The sequence below is a fragment of the Isosphaeraceae bacterium EP7 genome (assembly GCA_038400315.1).
Taxonomy (GTDB): Bacteria; Planctomycetota; Planctomycetia; order Isosphaerales; family Isosphaeraceae; genus EP7.
Map to the genome: position 1 here is coordinate 2,949,728 of CP151667.1, position 16,510 is coordinate 2,966,237.

16 protein-coding genes are annotated in these 16,510 nt (G+C 70.5%); 13 read left to right on the forward strand and 3 right to left on the reverse strand.

The features are described from left to right. Positions 1-10 precede the first annotated feature (10 nt). Positions 11-619: an NUDIX hydrolase gene (locus EP7_RS11345; RefSeq protein ID WP_463527960.1), complete on the reverse strand. Its 609-nt coding sequence runs from the start codon at positions 617-619 to the stop codon at positions 11-13. Positions 620-894: 275 nt separating this feature from the next. On the opposite strand from EP7_RS11345, the gene EP7_RS11350 reads away from it, so the two are divergent. The 13 genes from EP7_RS11350 (at position 895) to EP7_RS11410 (ending at position 14,516) form a co-directional block, all read left to right on the forward strand. Continuing rightward, on the forward strand, positions 895-1,998 hold the full coding sequence (locus tag EP7_RS11350) for a hypothetical protein (protein ID WP_463527961.1): 1,104 nt from the start codon (positions 895-897) through the stop codon (positions 1,996-1,998). Between the two features lie 191 nt (positions 1,999-2,189). Beyond that, entirely contained in the window at positions 2,190-2,939 is a 750-nt protein-coding gene (locus EP7_RS11355) for an FKBP-type peptidyl-prolyl cis-trans isomerase (RefSeq protein WP_463527962.1), read from the forward strand. A gap of 323 nt (positions 2,940-3,262) precedes the next feature. After that, positions 3,263-4,993: a DNA polymerase/3'-5' exonuclease PolX gene (polX, locus tag EP7_RS11360; protein WP_463527963.1), complete on the forward strand. Its 1,731-nt coding sequence runs from the start codon at positions 3,263-3,265 to the stop codon at positions 4,991-4,993. Between the two features lie 207 nt (positions 4,994-5,200). Then, on the forward strand, positions 5,201-5,662 hold the full coding sequence (locus EP7_RS11365; protein WP_463527964.1) for a DUF2203 family protein: 462 nt from the start codon (positions 5,201-5,203) through the stop codon (positions 5,660-5,662). A 101-nt stretch (positions 5,663-5,763) separates the two neighbouring features. Then, positions 5,764-6,426, forward strand: a complete 663-nt coding sequence (gene cmk / locus EP7_RS11370; RefSeq protein ID WP_463527965.1) for a (d)CMP kinase — start codon at positions 5,764-5,766, stop codon at positions 6,424-6,426. Continuing rightward, positions 6,423-7,118: a lysophospholipid acyltransferase family protein gene (locus tag EP7_RS11375; RefSeq protein WP_463527966.1), complete on the forward strand. Its 696-nt coding sequence runs from the start codon at positions 6,423-6,425 to the stop codon at positions 7,116-7,118. Before cmk ends, EP7_RS11375 begins: the two co-directional genes overlap by 4 nt. Positions 7,119-7,279: 161 nt before the next feature. Continuing rightward, on the forward strand, positions 7,280-7,672 hold the full coding sequence (locus EP7_RS11380; protein WP_463527967.1) for a hypothetical protein: 393 nt from the start codon (positions 7,280-7,282) through the stop codon (positions 7,670-7,672). After that, entirely contained in the window at positions 7,650-8,621 is a 972-nt protein-coding gene (locus EP7_RS11385; protein ID WP_463527968.1) for an SDR family NAD(P)-dependent oxidoreductase, read from the forward strand. The genes EP7_RS11380 and EP7_RS11385 overlap by 23 nt, the downstream gene beginning before the upstream one ends. 116 nt (positions 8,622-8,737) lie before the next feature. Then, the gene (locus EP7_RS11390; RefSeq protein WP_463527969.1) at positions 8,738-9,460 is read left to right on the forward strand and encodes a 3-keto-disaccharide hydrolase; all 723 of its coding nucleotides are present in this window, start codon (positions 8,738-8,740) and stop codon (positions 9,458-9,460) included. A gap of 96 nt (positions 9,461-9,556) precedes the next feature. After that, positions 9,557-10,522, forward strand: a complete 966-nt coding sequence (locus EP7_RS11395; RefSeq protein WP_463527970.1) for a lysylphosphatidylglycerol synthase domain-containing protein — start codon at positions 9,557-9,559, stop codon at positions 10,520-10,522. Beyond that, positions 10,519-11,475: a glycosyltransferase family 2 protein gene (locus EP7_RS11400; RefSeq protein ID WP_463527971.1), complete on the forward strand. Its 957-nt coding sequence runs from the start codon at positions 10,519-10,521 to the stop codon at positions 11,473-11,475. Before EP7_RS11395 ends, EP7_RS11400 begins: the two co-directional genes overlap by 4 nt. Next, positions 11,472-13,040: a hypothetical protein gene (locus EP7_RS11405; RefSeq protein ID WP_463527972.1), complete on the forward strand. Its 1,569-nt coding sequence runs from the start codon at positions 11,472-11,474 to the stop codon at positions 13,038-13,040. Before EP7_RS11400 ends, EP7_RS11405 begins: the two co-directional genes overlap by 4 nt. 192 nt (positions 13,041-13,232) lie before the next feature. Next, positions 13,233-14,516 (forward strand): beta-ketoacyl-[acyl-carrier-protein] synthase family protein, encoded by a 1,284-nt coding sequence (locus tag EP7_RS11410; protein WP_463527973.1) that lies wholly within the window; start codon positions 13,233-13,235, stop codon positions 14,514-14,516. A 22-nt stretch (positions 14,517-14,538) separates the two neighbouring features. On the opposite strand, the gene EP7_RS11415 is transcribed toward EP7_RS11410, so the two are convergent. Together EP7_RS11415 and fabF are read right to left on the reverse strand one after the other, a co-directional pair. Next, entirely contained in the window at positions 14,539-15,150 is a 612-nt protein-coding gene (locus tag EP7_RS11415) for a TetR/AcrR family transcriptional regulator (protein WP_463527974.1), read from the reverse strand. Positions 15,151-15,205: 55 nt separating this feature from the next. Next, a complete protein-coding gene (fabF, locus tag EP7_RS11420) occupies positions 15,206-16,441 on the reverse strand; it encodes a beta-ketoacyl-ACP synthase II (RefSeq protein ID WP_463527975.1) in 1,236 nt (411 codons plus the stop codon). Positions 16,442-16,510: the final 69 nt, after the last annotated feature.

The following is a 16,510-nucleotide window of genomic DNA, read 5'->3' on the forward strand; positions in this document are numbered from 1 at the left end:
TCGTCCCCGTTCAGCGGGAAGGAAGCGGGAAGGGGGGGCAGACCTCGCGCCGGCCCACCTCCTCGGCCACGTACCAGCGCAGCAAGCCCTCCACCGCCAGCGCATGGCCGATCCGCCCGTCGCCGATCATCGTTAAAATCTCCGAGGCCGGCACCAGTTCCACCGCGACCTCTTCCCCCACGTCCAGCTTGGGGGCGGCCACCTTGACAGCGTCCGTCACCAGGATCGTCGTCATCCGAGACGTCAGCAGCGACGGATTCGCCCACGACCGGCCCAGCACCCTGGGGGCGTTGCCGGCGTACCCCGTCTCCTCGAGTAGCTCGCGCACCCCGGCGGCCAGCACATCCTCGCCCGGCTCGACCAGCCCGCCGGGCGGTTCCAGGCTGTCCGCCCCCGAGCCCGCGCGGAACTGCCTGACCAACACGATCTCGCGGCCGGCCGTGATCGCGACCACCTCCACGGCGTCGGCCAGGTGGACCACGTAGTAGTCGTGCGCCTTGCCCGTCGCCCGAGACCTCGACCGCTCCCGCCTCAGCCGGAACAGCCAGTTCTCCTCGATCGTCCGGTCCCCCTCGGGCTCGCGCGACCACGACGGGCCCGCCTCTTCCTGGCTCTTCATCCGGCTTCCGCCCCCTCGGCTCGATCCCCGGCCCGCAACCCGCCGGTCCCGCCCCCCGATCATCGCCGAACGGCCCATCGACCGCGAGCGGGCCGGTGATCGGCTTATTTCTGGAAGTTTGCCCATTTTCTCCAAATAGTAGGGACGAACCATCCCGTTTTCGGGATAGTATCTCATAGAAGACCCGACCGCTCGACGTTGAGCGGCCCGGCATCTCGCCATTATCGGCGACAAATCTCGCCCTGAATCCGCACCCCAGGAAGCGACGAAGCATCATGGGCAAGCTCGAGGTCAGCCAGCGCCGGATCGAGGCCAATCGCCGTAATGCGTTGCGCAGCACGGGGCCGAAGACGGCCGAGGGGAAGGAGAAGTCGCGCCGCAACAGCCTGATCCACGGGCTGGCGGGCGCCGGGGTGGTGGTCCCCGAGGGCGAGACCGTGGCCGCCCGGGAACGGGCCGAGCAGTGGAACTCGTCGCTGCGGCCGATGAACGCCTTCGAGGTCGGCCTGGTCGAGACCATCGCCGTCGAGAGCCTGCGCATCGAGCGCTGCCGGCTCGAAGACAATCTTGTCCGCGCCCTTCGCGCACGCAGGGCCGAGCATTGCTGGGGCGACGAGCGTAAGGTGGCCATCGCCCGGCTGGCCCGATCGCTGGCGAAGCGGCCCTCCGAGACTGCGCACGAGCTGTCCACCTCGTCGCCCGGCTGCGACTGGCTCATCGCCCGCTGGCGTGTGCTCGGCCATGTCCTCGACACGAACGGCGAGTGGACCGCCGAGCAGACCTCGCTGGCCCTCGACCTGCTGGGCATCGACACCGACCTCCGGTCGCTGCCGACCCCGCTCGACCCGCCCGAGGGGGTTAACCTGCTCCCGCACCTCCAGGCGCTGGTCGACGACCAGTACGTGCGGCTGCTCGACCGCCAGGACGAGTCGCTCGACCCGATCGAGGACGAGCTACGCGAGGCCGTGATGCACGGCCTGAACGTTACCAACGACCCAACCCTTGTCCTTTTGAGACGTTACGAGACGGCCAGCTTCCGCCGGCTGCGCTGGGCGCTCGACCTGCTGCACAAGGGGAAGTTCCGGCCCAACGCCCCGGGGCCCGACCGTCGCGACCTCGATCGACCGGCCTGGGAACCTACCGCGAGCAACCCCGGTCCGGGCGCCGATCGAACCCATCTGGGCGGCCCCCAGTTCCCGGTCGGCCCCCGGTTTGTGGACGCGATGCCCCCCGCCGGGCCGTTCGACGAGGCGTCCGAGGCCGTCGGATGCCCCGATCTGGCGGAAATCGGCGGCGTCGGCCGGGGCTCATCCGGGTTGGGGCGCAATCCGCGGCCCGGAGCCCCCTCGGATCGCCCCCGAAGCCCGCAGAAACCCTGACCCGCCCGCCTCTTGAGCGTCGACGCGGCGACCTGGGCGACGGCCCGACGCCCCCGCGCGCCCGGGCCTCCGGCGTGCGCCCTCGACGCAACCTGATTCCGGGGCCTCGGATTCGCTACAATACTCCCCCCGTGCCCGCGGGACGTCCCCGCAGGGCAGCCCAGCCCGCACCCCGCCCGAAGGAATATCGAATGATTCGCCTGATGGTCGTCGCACTCGCCATGGGCCTGACGATCGGCCTTGCCCGCGCCCAGGAACCCGCCGGCAAGGCCACGGCCCCCGCCGCCAAGGCCGCCGACAAGCCCGCCCCCTCCGAGGCCGAGCTCAAGACCAAGGTCAGCTACGGCATCGGCCTGGACTTCGGCAAGAAGTTCAAGGCGCAGGGGGCCGACATCGACCCCGACCAGTTCGTCAAGGGGCTCAAGGACGGCCTCGCCGGCACCAAGGCGGCCCTCACCGACGAGGAGATCAACGAGGCATTCAAGGCCTTCTCCGCCGCCATGCAGACCAAGGCGCAGGCCACCATGGCCGCCGTCGCCGGCAAGAACAAGAAGGAAGGCGAGGCCTTCCTGGCCGCCAACAAGTCCAAGGAAGGGGTCAAGACCCTCCCCAGCGGACTCCAGTACAAGGTGCTCAAGAACGGCACCGGCAAGACCCCCAAGGCCACCGACACCGTCAGCGCCCACTACGCCGGACGGCTCCTCGACGGCACCGAGTTCGACAGCTCGATCAAGCGCGGTGAGCCCGCCGACTTCCCCGTCAACGGCGTCATCCCCGGCTGGATCGAGGCCCTTCAGCTCATGAAGGTCGGCTCGAAGTGGCAGCTCTTCATCCCCTCCGAGATGGCCTACGGCGAGCGCGGCCAGGCGACCATCCCCCCCAACTCCGTCCTCATCTTCGACGTCGAGCTCCTCGGCATCCAGGACGGCGAAGCCAAGTGACCCCGCACCGCCACCCGGAGGCCGATCCCTTCGGGTGGCCCGCTGAATTCATGCCTTGCGCAGTCGAAGTGACGCAGTTGGCCCAAGACCGGGCCATACGGCTGGCAATTTGATCAATTTCCGTAGGGTGGGCACCGCCCACCGCAGGGGCTCGCTCCCGGTGGGCAGTGCTCACCCTACGCAGATCTCCCAGGTTCACGACCAATTCGTCCGGCTGATGGTCAACTGCGTCACTCTTGCGCAGCATGAACATGAATGGGGCGACCTCCGTCCCCTCGCCAGAGCCTCGGCATCCACAAACGCCCCGCCCCCAGGTCGAACCGATGGATACCAAACAGATCGCCCGGATCCTGGACGAGATGGGGACGCTGCTCGAAGTTCGCGGCGAGAACGCGTTCCGCTGCCGGGCCTATCACACGGCCTCGCAGGCGCTGGCCGGGCTCCCGTCGGACCTCTCCGAGATGGTGGCCGACGGCACGCTCGCCGAGGTGCCGGGCATCGGCGAGACCATGCTCAAGAAGATCGCACAGCTGGCGACGACCGGGCAGTTGCCCTCGTACGACGAGCTGAGGCGCGAGACGCCCCCCGGCCTGGTCGCCCTCCTGCGCGTGCCGGGGCTCGGCCCCAAGAAGATCAAGGCCCTGCGCGACGAGCTGCAAATCTCCAGCCTGGCCGACCTCCGCCTCGCCGCCGAGAACGGGCAGATCGCCGGCGTGAAGGGCTTCGGCGCCAAGACCGCCGACCGGATCCTCCAGGGGATCAAGTTCCTGGAAAAGTCGGGCGACCGAGTCCTCCAGAACCGCGCCAGGCTCCTGATCGCCCCCGTCTATGAGGCCGTCCGCGCCCTCCCGGGCGTCATCCGCGCCGAGATCTGCGGCAGCCTCCGCAGGCGGGCCGAGACCATCGGCGACCTGGATATCCTCTTCAGCTCGAATGATCCGGTCCCGATCCTCGACGCCTTCATCGCCCTCCCCGAGGTCGCCGAAGTCCTGGCCCACGGCGAGTCCAAGGCCAGCGTCCAGCTCGACGGCGGCATCCAGTGCGACCTCCGAGGGGTGGCCGACGGCCAGTTCCCGTTCGCCCTGCATTATTTCACCGGCTCCAAGGCCCACAACATCGCCATGCGTCGGCGGGCCATCGCCCGCGACATGAAGCTCAGCGAATACGGCCTGGAAGGCCCCGACGGCCCGATCCCCTGCGCCACCGAGGCCGACCTCTTCGCCGCCCTCGGCCTGGCCTTCATCCCGCCGGAGCTGCGCGAGGACCGGGGCGAGATCGACCTGGCCGAGCGCGGGCCGCTGCCCGAGCTGGTCACCCTGGCCGACCTGACCGGCACCTTCCACTGTCATTCCGACTGGTCCGACGGCGGCGCGACCCTGGCCGAGATGGCACAGGCCGCCCGCAATCTCGGCCTGAGCTACCTGGGCATCGCCGACCACTCCCGCGCCGCGGCCTACGCCAACGGCCTGTCCATCGACCGCGTCCGCCAGCAGTGGGCCGACATCGACACCCTGAATGCCTCCTTCGGTGGCAGCTTCCGCCTGTATAAAGGGATCGAGTGCGACATCCTGGCCGACGGCTCGCTCGATTATCCCGATGAGATCCTGGCCGGTTTCGACTACGTGGTCGCGAGCGTCCACTCCGGGTTCGGCATGTCGCGCGACGCCATGACGGCGCGCATCTCACGCGCCGCGTCCAACCCCCGCGTCACCATCCTGGGCCATCCGACCGGCCGCCTCCTGCTGGCCCGCGACAGCTACGAGGTGGACCTCGACGCGGTGATTTCCGCCGCGGCCGGGGCCGGCACGATGATCGAGATTAACGCCAACCCGCACCGGCTCGACCTGGACGCGGAGCACGCGCGCAAGGCCCGCGACGCGGGCGTGATGATCGCGATCAACCCCGATGCGCACTCGACGAAGGGCCTGACCGACCTGGATTACGGCGTGGGCATCGCCCGCCGCGCCGGCCTGCGCCCGGCCGACGTCTTCAACGCCGCGCCGGCCGACGAAGTCGCCGCCCGGCTCGACGCACTCCGACGGCGGGGGGCATGACCGCCTTGTTGCTCGCCACCAACCTTGTCGATTCTTTGAAACAACGCTGCGTCCCTTGCGGCTCGGGGGTGCGTATCTATAATGAATTCAGAGCCCCGGGCGGGGGACAGGGCGGCTGGACCTCGCCGACGGGACTGTCCTCGGCATCGCCGTTGCTGAGTCTGATCGACACGCGGGATTGCCGGCCACTTGCCAGAGGACTTCGACATGGCCCCATCAGAACCGGTCGAGGCGAAGCGGAAGTTCTTCACGGTGGAGGGCGCCAACAAGGCCCTCCCCCTGGTGCGCGCCATCGTCGGCGACGTCGTCAGGCAATTTCAGGTCGTCGAGGAGCTGCGCCAGCGGCTCAGGGCGGTGACCGCAGGCCGCCGCAAGGCGGTCGACGACGTCTATTCCGAGGAGCTGGCCCAGAGTCAGGCCGAGATGGAGGCCGAGGAAGCGAAGCTCGTCGGCTACATCGGCGAGCTGACCGAGCTGGGCGTCGAGCTGAAGGGCCCCGACGGGCTCTGCGACTTCCCCAGCCTGATCGGCGGCCGCGAGGTCTTCCTCTGCTGGCGCCTGGGCGAGCCGTCCATCCAGCACTGGCACGAGATCGACGCGGGGGTGGCCGGCCGCCAGCCCCTGTCCACCGCCGGCCTGCCCGGGCACATCGCCCACACCGGCCCCTGAACCCGACCGGCCCCGCAGGGCAGGTCCGCATCGTTCCGCCCGCCTCGAGATTCTGCTACAGTGACGCCCGAAAAACGGGGCTTACTGGCGCGGGGTGTCGCATGCGGGTGGTGACGATCGACGGGCCGGCAGGCGCGGGCAAGAGCACGGTCGCCCGACTTCTGGCCGGCCGCCTGGGGTGGGGCCTGCTCGACACCGGGGCCATGTATCGCGCGGTCACGCTGGCCGCGCTGCGCGACGGGGTCGACCTGAGCAACGAGTCGGCCCTGGCCGCCCTGGTCATCTCGATCCGGGTCCGGTTCCTGTCTGACTACGTCGAGCTGGACGGACAGGACGTGACCGACGCGATCCGGGCCGTCGAGATCACCCGCCGCTCGGGTGCCGTGGCCGACAGCCCGAGCGTCCGCGCGCGGCTTGTCGCCTGGCAGCGCGAAGCCGCCGACGACCGCGAAATCGTCACCGAGGGGCGCGACCAGGGGACGATCGTCTTCCCGGACGCCCTCTGCAAGTTCTTCATCACCGCCAGCCCCGAGGAGCGGGCCCGCCGCCGCCTGGCCGACTTCCGGGCCCGCGGCGACCAGATCACCTACGAGCAGGTGCTCGACGACCAACGGCTCCGCGACGAGCGCGACGCCGCGAGGGCGATTGCCCCGATGGTCGCCGCCCCCGACGCCCGGCTCGTCGACACGACCGGCAAGCCGCTGGAGGCGGTCGTCGACTCGCTCGAGCGCGCGGTCCGAGCCTGCGAGGTGCCCGCCCGATGACCGCCACGACCGGGGCCCGCACCGACACCCCCGCCTCCCTGCACGACCGGACCCCGCTTGCGTTCGCCTGGTATCGCCTGAATCAGCTCATCCTGGGCACCATCCTGGCCGTCTTCTTCGGGGTGCGGATCAGCGGCAGGTGCCACATCCCGCCCTCGGGAGCCGTGCTGCTCGTCTCCAACCACCTGAGCCACCTGGACGTCATCGCGCTGGGCGTGTTCGTGCCCAGGCCGATGAGCTTCATCGCCCGGTCGACCCTGTTCTTCCCGCCGTTGGGCTGGCTGATCCGGTCGCTGGGCGCGTTCCCGATCCAGCGCGACGGCATCGGCGCCTCGGGCATGAAGGAGACCCTCCGCCGCCTGAAGCGGGGTAACGTGGTCGTCCTCTTCCCCGAGGGGACCCGCAGCCGCGACGGCGAGCTGGGCGAGTTGAAGCAGGGGGTGGCCGCCCTGGCCGGCCGCTCCCGCGTGCCCATCCTGCCCGCCGCCCTGTCCGGCGTCCACGAGGCCTGGCCTCGCACGTCACCCCTTCCATATCCACATGCCATTCGCATCCATTATGGGCCATTAATTACCGTCGACCAGTCCGCCGGCCTCGACCCGACCGCCCTCACCGCCCTGATCCGCGAACGGATGCTCGACGCCCAACGCACCGCCCGCGCCGGCCTGACCCGCGACCTCGACCCGGCCTGACCCCCGCCGGATTGGCGTTGCCAGGCCCGCCGGATTGGTTAAAGTCCCCCGACGGCGGGCGAATTGCCCCGGCCGCGTGCCCCCCCGGGCGTCGCGGCCCGCGGGCGACTCGCGACGGCCTGGCCCGGGAATCGGCCCGGCCGCGGCCCTGGAGAATCGCCATGCGACACAGAACGAGCCGGCCCCTGCGAGGCGCGCCCTTCCTGGCCGCCTGCGCCCTGGCGGCATCCGCCGGCTGCACCCACAACCACTACTACACCGCGCTCCCCGTCTGCGGCCAGCCCGCGGCCCTGGCCTCCGCCACCATGTCCGAGGGGAGCCTCTGCGACCCGGCGGGCGAGGTCGTGAACGCGCCGGTCAGCAGCTCGGTCGTCGGCCGCCCGGTCATCGTGACCGTGCCGCCGCGCACCTCCCGCGTGATCATCAGCGAGCCCACCGCGGCCCCCGCGGGGCGGGGCGGATCGAAGCTCTCCTGGCGCCGGAACAACCCCGACGAGTCCCTGGCCACGACGCGTATCGATGGGAACCTTGATGACGACTCGGTTCGCAAATAACCACCCCAGCCCCGTCCGCCGGCCGGCCCGCCCCCGGGCGATCGTTGCCCGGCATGCCCCCGGCGTCCCGCCACGCCTCGCCCCCGGCGACCCATCACCCCGGGCCGCTCGCCGGACGTACGCCGGCGCTCGTTGCCTGGTCACCGGCGCCTCCTCGGGCCTGGGCCGCGCCCTGGCCGAGCACCTGGCCCGGCAGTCGGCCCTCGTCCTGCTGACCGGCCGCAGCGCCGCCCGCCTGGGCGAGGTGGTCGAGTCCTTGGTCGCCGAGGGGGTCCCGCGCGCGAACCTCCGCGTCGTCGCGGCCGACCTGACCGTCCACGATGACCGCCGCCGCCTGATCGCCGAGGCCACCACCGCCTTCGGGGCCCTGGATGTCCTGATCAACTGCGCCGGCGTGGGGGCCTACGGCCACTTCGAGACCCACCACCCGTCGGTCCTCCGCAGCCTCGTCGACCTGAACTTGATCGCCCTGGCCGAGCTGACCCGCGCCGCACTGCCGCTCCTACGCCTGGGCCGTCGCCCGAGCGTCGTGAACATCGGCTCGGTCGTCGCCCGCCGGGGCATCCCGGGCCGCACCGAGTACACCGCCAGCAAGTTCGCCGTCGCCGGCTTCACCGAGTCGCTGCGGGCTGAGTGGGCCATCTACGGGATCCACGTCCTGCTGGTCAATCCCGGCTTCACCGCCACCGAGTTCGGCCGCAACCTCGTCGTCGACACCGCCGTCTACGCCACCGACGACCGCCGCAGGATGACCGCCGACCAGGTCGCCGCCGCCACCCTCGTCGCCTTGCGCAAGCGGAAGTATGAGGTCACCCTCACGGCGGGGGGCCGGCTGCTGCTCCTGCTCAATCGCCTGGTCCCCGGCCTGATTCACCTCGCCTTCAACCTCTGGTCGCTCTCCATCCACGGCCGGATCCACGCCGATCCGGGCCCCTCGGAGCCCACCTGACCCGGCCTCTTTTCGCCCACCGAGCCGCCTTGGCCGTTGCCCCGCCGGTCCCCTCGCGCTACCCTTGGACCTTCGCCCGCCACGAGGCACCGCCGCGAAGCCCGGGGGATCTTCTGATGCGTCTGCACCTGGCCCTGCTGCCCGTCATGCTGCTCATTCCCCCCTCGGCAGGCCTGCCGGCCGCCGAACCCGGCCCCCCCTGGGTCGACCTGAATGCACTGGACTCCTGGAAAAGCCCGGCCGGCGCCTGGGCCATCGTCGGCGGGGTGCGCATCGCCCCCGACAACCCGAAGCTCCTGGCCGCCGAACCCGGCGAGGGTATTCTCTACAACGGCCCGACCGGCCGGACGACCAACATCCTCAGCAACCAATCGTTCGGCGATGTCGAACTTCAGGCCGAGTTCTTCATCCCCAAAGGCTCCAACTCGGGCATCAAGTTCCAGGGCGTCTACGAGATCCAGATCTTCGACAGCCACGGCAAGGCCAAGCTAGACGGAAGCGACTGCGGCGGCATCTACCCCCGCGCCGAGCTGCTGCCCAGGTACCACCACATCGACGAAGGCCACGCCCCCAGGATCAACGCATCGAAGCCCGCCGGCGAGTGGCAGGCCCTCGACATCACCTTCCGCGCCCCCCGATTCGACTCGCAGGGCAAGAAGACCGCCAACGCCCGGTTCGAGAAGGTCGTCCTCAACGGCCAGGTCATCCACCAGGACGTGGCCGTCGAGACCCCGACCGGCCACGCCTGGCACAACAAGGAGCAGCCCGCCGGCCCGCTCCTCCTCCAGGCCGACCACGGCCCGGTCGCCTTCCGCAAGCTCCGGGCCCGCGCTCTCTGAACGCCACATGGCGCATCCTATGCGTGCGGTTGCCCTTGCGACGGCGACGGCCGGCCGTTACCTTCTGTTCACCGCACCCCGGAGATCACACCGTCCATGCCCGCCCCCCGCTGGAAACGCCCCGCGAAGCTCGCCCTCAAGTCCGCCGTGGCCGTCCTGGTGCTCTGGTACCTGGGCCGTCACGTCGCCCGGACCTGGCGCGACCTGAACGCGCAAGGGGAGTCGATCCAGATCGCGCCGGCCTGGATCGCCCTGGCGGGGGGCCTCTACCTGGCGGGCCTGGCGGCCTGCGGGATGGTCTACGCCAGGGTGCTGGCGGCGGGCTCCACGCCGGTCGGCACGGCCGCCGCGATCCGGGCCTATCTCATCAGTCACCTGGGCAAATACGTGCCCGGCAAGGCGATGGTGGTGGTCATGCGGGTCGGCCTGACGACCCCCTACGGCGCACGCCCCGCGACCGCCGCATTGGCGACCTTCTATGAGACCCTGGCCATGATGGCCGCAGGCGCCCTGGCCGGTGCCCTCGGCTTCGCCCTCGGCCCGCGGCCCATCCAGTGGATCCCGCTGGGCGCCTCGGCCGGGCTCGCGGCCCTGCTGCTGGCGGTGGTCGAGCCCAAGGTCTTCCCCAGGGTCGCCGCCCTGATGACCATGCCGTTCCCCAACGTCGGCCCCGACGCCCTGCCTTCGCTTTCTTACCGGCTGCTGGGCACGGGCCTGCTCTGGTCGCTGGCGGGCTGGGTGCTGCTGGGCCTGAGCCAGCTGGCCGTGGTCCGGGGCGTCTCCTCGGCGGGCATCGATCTCGCCCTCTGGCCGGTCGTCATCGCCAGCGTGGCCCTGGCGACGGTGGCCGGGTTCGTGGTCGCCGTGATGCCGGGCGGGCTCGGGGTCAGGGAAGGGGTCCTGATGGCCACGCTGGCACCGGCGGTGGGCCACGACCGGGCCGTCGTCTCGGCCCTGGCCTTGCGGCTGACCTGGGTCGCCGCCGAGGTCATCGCCGGCGGCCTGCTCGCCCTCGCCAGGCCCTCGGGACGGCTCGCGCCGGCGGGGGTCACCGAACCTTGATCAGCGTGGTCGTCCCCCTCAAAGACGAGGCCGAGAGCCTGGCGACGCTCCATGCCGAGCTCGACCGGGTCGTCGCCGACGCCGAACTCGGCCCCGCCGAATTCCTCTTCATCGACGACGGCAGCCGCGACAAGTCCTGGGAAGTCATCAAGACACTGGTCGCCCTCGATCCCAGGGTCCGCGCGATCAGGTTCCGCCGCAACTTCGGCAAGGCCGCCGCGCTGACCGCGGGGTTCCAGGCCGTCCGCGGCGAGGTCGTCTTCACCCTCGACGGCGACCTCCAGGACGACCCCGCCGAGATCCCCAGGTTCCTCGCCAAGCTCGACGGCGGCCTCGACGTCGTCAGCGGCTGGAAGAGGCGGCGGCACGACCCCTGGCACAAGGTCTACCCCAGCCGGGTCTTCAACTGGCTGGTCAGCACCCTCACCGGCTGCCATCTGCACGACCACAATTGCGGCTTCAAGGCCTATCGCAGGCAGGCGTTGCTCGAGGTCGGCATCTATGGCGAGCTGCACCGGTTCGTCCCGGTCCTGGCCCACGCCCGGGGCTTCCGCGTCGGCGAGATCGAGGTCAACCACCGGAGCCGCCGGTTCGGCTCGTCGAAGTACGGCGTCACGCGATTCATCAAAGGATTGCTCGATCTCCTCACCGTCCGCTTCCTCACCGTCTTCGCCCAGCGCCCCCTGCACGTCATCGGCGGGGCCGGCCTGGCCTCGCTGACCATCGGCGGGCTGGGGCTGTCCTACCTCGCGCTCCTCTGGCTCATCGGCCAGGGGCCGATCGGCGTCCGACCGCTCCTGATCTACTCGGCGGTCCTCGTCGGCCTCGGGACCCAGCTCCTGAGCGTCGGGATCCTGGCCGAGCTGGTCACCTCCTACAACATCCGGGCCGAGCACACCTACAGCATCGCCGAGACCCTGGAGCCTCCCCCCGCGGAGCCGCCCATCCCATGAGCAACGACGATCGATTGACGGCGCAGGCCGAGCCGGCCCCCCGCTCCGAGGCCCGGCAGTTCTTCGCCCTGATCGTCATCGGCACCGCCACCGCGATGATGCTGGGCATGACCCTGAAGGCCCCAACGCTGCTGGGCGCCAACGACATCTCCCGGTGGTGCACCGTCTGGAGCCTCCTGGAGCGCGGCGACTACGTCATCGACGAATGCCCATGGGTTTCCAAGACCCAGGACAAGGTCAAGAAGCCCGACAAGCTCACCCCCCCGGGAGCCGACTCCGGCCCCATGCGGCGGCTCGAATACGCGATCGCACCCGGGTCGTGGAAGTCCGGCGAGCCGACCGAGCACTTCTACTCCAGCAAGCCGCCGCTGCTGCCGACCCTGATCGCCGGCGTTCTTTACCCGATCCGCAAGGCGACCGGCGTGCCGCTGGACAGGGTCGTCGAACAGAAACGCATGCCCCGATATGTCGAGAGCCCCGTCGAGGGCGAGCCGGGCAAGACCAAGTTCGTGCTCGAGACCCCCAAGGAGCCCGTCCGCTGGGCGGTCCTGGTCTGGTACCTGAAGCCGATCATCATCCTCCTGAACGTCGTGCCGATGCTCCTGTCGCTGGTCCTGTACGCCCGGTTCCTCGACCGGGAGGCCGGGTCCGACTGGGCCTGGATGCTCAGCCTGGCGGCGGGCGCCTTCGGCACCTATCTCTTTGTGTTCGCGCAAACACTGAATAATCATTCGATCGCCGCCTGGTCGGCCTTCTTCGCCCTCTACGCGTTCCAACGCATCTGGGTCGACGACCGGCGGTCGGGCCCTTGGTTCGCGGCGGCCGGGTTCTTCGGCGCCTTCACGGCCTGCAACGAGCTCCCCGCGGCCCTCTTCGGCGCCCTGCTGTTCCTCACGCTCCTGGCCCGGTTCCCCGGCAAGACCCTGAAATTCTTCGTCCCGGCGGCCGTCGTCCCGCTGGCGGCGTTCCTCGCGACGCAGTACCTGGCGTTCGGCCAGTTCACGCCGGTCTACGAGGAGTTCGGCACCAAGTCGTACACCTACGAAGGAAGCTACTGGAACACGCCGCTGGAGTTCGACTGGTTCAACGCGTCGACGACGAAGCCCGACGGCACGGTGGTGCCCAACCAGGAACCTCACGGCGTCTACCTGTTCCACATGACCCTGGGCCATCACGGCGTCTTCTCGCTTACGCCCATCTTCCTGTTCTCGATCTTCGGCGCCGCCGCGCAGGTCGTCCGCCGGGGCAGGCTGTCGGCCCTGGCCTGGCTGACCTTGGCCCTGACCGTCGCGATGCTGGCCTTCTACACCTGGAACCCGAAGGCGCGCAACTACGGCGGCTCGACACAGGGGCTGCGCTGGCTCTTCTGGGTGATCCCGTTCTGGCTGGCCGTGCTCCCCGCCGGGCTCGAGGCCGGCCAGCGGAGTCGCTTCATACGCGGCCTCAGCCTGGCCGCCCTGTGCGTCTCGGCCCTCTCCGTCGGCTACGCCTGCCGGTTCCCCTGGAGCCACCCCTGGATCGTCGACCTCCTGGGGCTGCTGAACCTTTATCCGCTGGTCTACTGACCGATCCGGGCCCGAATCGGGTGGACAGACGCCCTCTCTGCGGGCCAGTCCGGCCGCCGATTTGACTTTGGATGACGACCGTCATAGGATCTCCCGAACGAAGTCGGGGAACGGATCAAGGCGGGCCGAGGCCCGGATGATTTCCCGGCCCGACCGCGCCTGGTCGGCCGGAACCTTGGCGGGGGGTGACCGGTGCAACGACGCGTGGTTGTGACGGGGATGGGGATGATCACGCCGGTCGGTGGCGACACCGAGTCGTCCTGGCGATCCTTGCGCGAGGGGCGTGGGGGCGTGGGGCCGGTCACGCTCTTCGACGCGACGACGTTCGCCACGCGGATCGCGGCCGAGGTCGACGACTTCCGCCTGGGTGATTACCGGCCCGACGCCAGCCGCTGGCCCGACCACAGCCGGACGACCCAGTTCGCCTTGGCGGCGGCGACCCTGGCCATGGAAAATTCCGGGCTCCGCGACCACTCGTTCGATCGCGGCCGCTTCGGGGTCTATCTCGGCTCGGGCGAGGGGCAGCACGACTTCGAGCGATTCGCCGACCTGGTCCACCGGTCGAGCATGGGCGGCCCGGTGGACAAGGCCCTGTTCACGAACATGGGCCTGAAGACGCTGGACCCGACCCGAGAGGCCGACCAGGAGCCCGGGGTGCCCGCCGCGCACCTCGCCGCGGCCTTCGGCGCCTCGGGGCCCAACCTGACCTGCCAGACCGCCTGCGCGGCCAGCGCCCAGGCGATCGGCGAGGCGGTCGAGATCATCCGCAGGGGAGACGCCGACGTGATGCTCGCCGGGGGCGCCCACAGCATGATCCACCCGATGGGCCTCACCGGGTTCATCCTCCTGACGGCCATGTCCACCCGCAACGACGACCCCGCCGCGGCCAGCCGGCCGTTCGACCGCGACCGCGACGGATTCGTCCTGGGCGAGGGGGGGGGCGTGCTCGTGCTGGAAGACCTGGACTTCGCCATGGCACGCGGGGCCCACATCTATGGAGAGGTGGCCGGCCATTGCTCGACGGCCGACGCCTTCCGGCTGACCGACAGCCACGAGGAAGGGCGGGGGGCCATCGCCGCCATGCGCGGGGCCCTGGCCGACGCGGGGGTGAACGCGGACGAGGTCGGATACATCAATGCGCACGGCACGAGCACGCCGTCGAACGACTCGATCGAGACCCTGGCCATCAAGCGGGTCTTCGGCGACCTGGCCCGCCGGCTGCCGATCAGCAGCACCAAGAGCATGACCGGCCACCTCGTCTCGGCTGGCGGCTCGGTCGAGGCGATCGCCTGCCTGCTGGCGATCCGCGACGGCGTGATGCCGCCGACGATCAACCTGGAGAACCCCGACCCCGAGTGCGACCTCGACTACGTGCCGAAGGAGGCACGCGAGCGCAAGCTCGACGTGGTCCTGTCCAACAGCTTCGGCTTCGGCGGCCAGAACACGGCCCTGATCCTGCGGCGATTCGTCGGCTGAACGCCTGCGGGAACCGCGGGGCTTACGCTCCCTCCCGCGTGCCGGCCTCGGCCGGCGCGGGGGGGTCGAGGGCCTGCCTGGCCAGGTCGCGGCAGGCGTCCAGGATCTTGCCGGCGAGGGCCTCGTCTTCGACCGACCTCGCGACGCCGAGGCCGCCGACGCAGAGGGCGAAGATGGCCAGGGCCCGCCCCTCGTCGGGCCCCCCTTCGCCGGGCTCCACCCGGAAGCGGGCGGCGCCGGCCCCGAGGATCGACTCGAAACTCCGCTTGACGGAGGCGTTGCCTCGCGCGACCTCCGAGACTAGGGCGGGCAGCGGGCAGCCGTCCTCGGCCCCGACGCGATGCTCGGGGCTGAGGTAACGGTCGATCAGGGCGAGCACGCGGTCCCTGGCCGAGAGCCCGTCGAGCCCCTCGGACAGCCTGGCACCCACGTCCGCGGCGGCCGGGGCGAGCGCCTCGGCGAGCAGGGCGTCCTTCGAGGGGAAGTGGGAATAGAAGCCGCCCGCGGTGAGGCCCGCCTCCTCCATCACCGTGTCGACCCCGGCCGCGTGATAGCCCAGGCGGCGGAAGACCCGGCCCGCCGCCCTGAGGATCTTCGCCCGCGTCTGCTCCTTGTGGCCGGCCGCATAGCGCATCGAATTGAAGACCCCCGACGCATCGAAAAACGTCCGTCGAGCGCTCGCGCGCGGCTCAGCCCGGGGCACCCACGACGAGGCACGAATTATGGCCGCCGAAGCCGAAGCTGGTCGACACGGCGTACTTGACCCTCATCTCGCGGGCGACGTTGGGCACATAGTCCAGGTCGCACGCGGGGTCGGGGTTCTCCAGGTTGATCGTCGGCGGGACGACCCCCCGCGTGATGGCGAGGGCCGACGCGATCAGCTCGATGGCTCCGCTGGCACCCAGCAGGTGGCCGGTCATGCTCTTGGTGCTGCTGACGGCCAGGCGATAAGCGTGCGGGCCGAAGACCCGCTTGATCGCCTGCGTCTCGATCTCGTCGCCCAGGGTCGTGCTCGTGGCGTGCGCGTTGATGTAATCGATCGCCGATGGGTCGAGCCGGGCGTCGTCCAGGGCGACCTGGAGGGCACGCGAGGCTCCCCGGCCCTCGGGGTGCGGGGCGGCGATCCCGTAGGCGTCGTTGGTCCGGCCGTAGCCGAGCAGCTCGGCGTAGATGGTGGCACCTCGGGCGCGGGCGGCCTCAAGCTCCTCGAGCACGACGATGCCGGCCCCTTCGCTGAGCACGAATCCGTCGCGGTCGCGGTCGAACGGCCGGCTGGCCGCGGCGGGGTCGTCGTTGCGGGTGGACAGGGCGCGGGCGGCGACGAAGCCGCCGAGGCCCATCACGGTGATCGACGCGTCGGACCCGCCGGCCAGCATCACGTCGGCCTCGCCCCGCTGGACGGCCCTGAAGGCGTCGCCCAGGGCGTCGGCGGCCGACGAGCAGGCGGTGGCGATGGCCGCGCTGGGGCCCATCAGGCCGAACTGGATCGCCACGCTGGCCGGCCCCGCGTTGGGCATCATCTTGGGGATCACGAACGGGCTGATCCGCCGGACCCCGCCCTTGTGGTAGGCGTCGTGCCCCGACTCGAACTCGGCGAGCCCGCCGATGCAGCAGCCCAACACCACGCCCCTGCGATAGGGGTCGCCCGCGTCCATGTTCAGCCCGCTGTCGCGCACGGCCTCGACCGCGGCGAGGACCGCGAACTGGGCGAACCGGTCCATGCGCTTCGCGGCGCGAGGGTCGGGCATCAGCGACGGGTCGAAGCCCTTCACCTCGCCGCCGAACCGCACGGGGAAGGCGCTCACGTCGAGCTGCTCGATCGGCCCGATCCCGCTGCGGCCCGCGCAAAGCCCGTCCCAGTAGGAGGCGACGTCCAGCCCGAGCGGGTTGACCGTCCCCATCCCCGTGATCACCACCCGGCGCATCCCTGTCGATCCCGCATCCATAGATCGGTCCATGTCCCGTCCGGTCGAGTTGAAGCATGCCACCCCGGC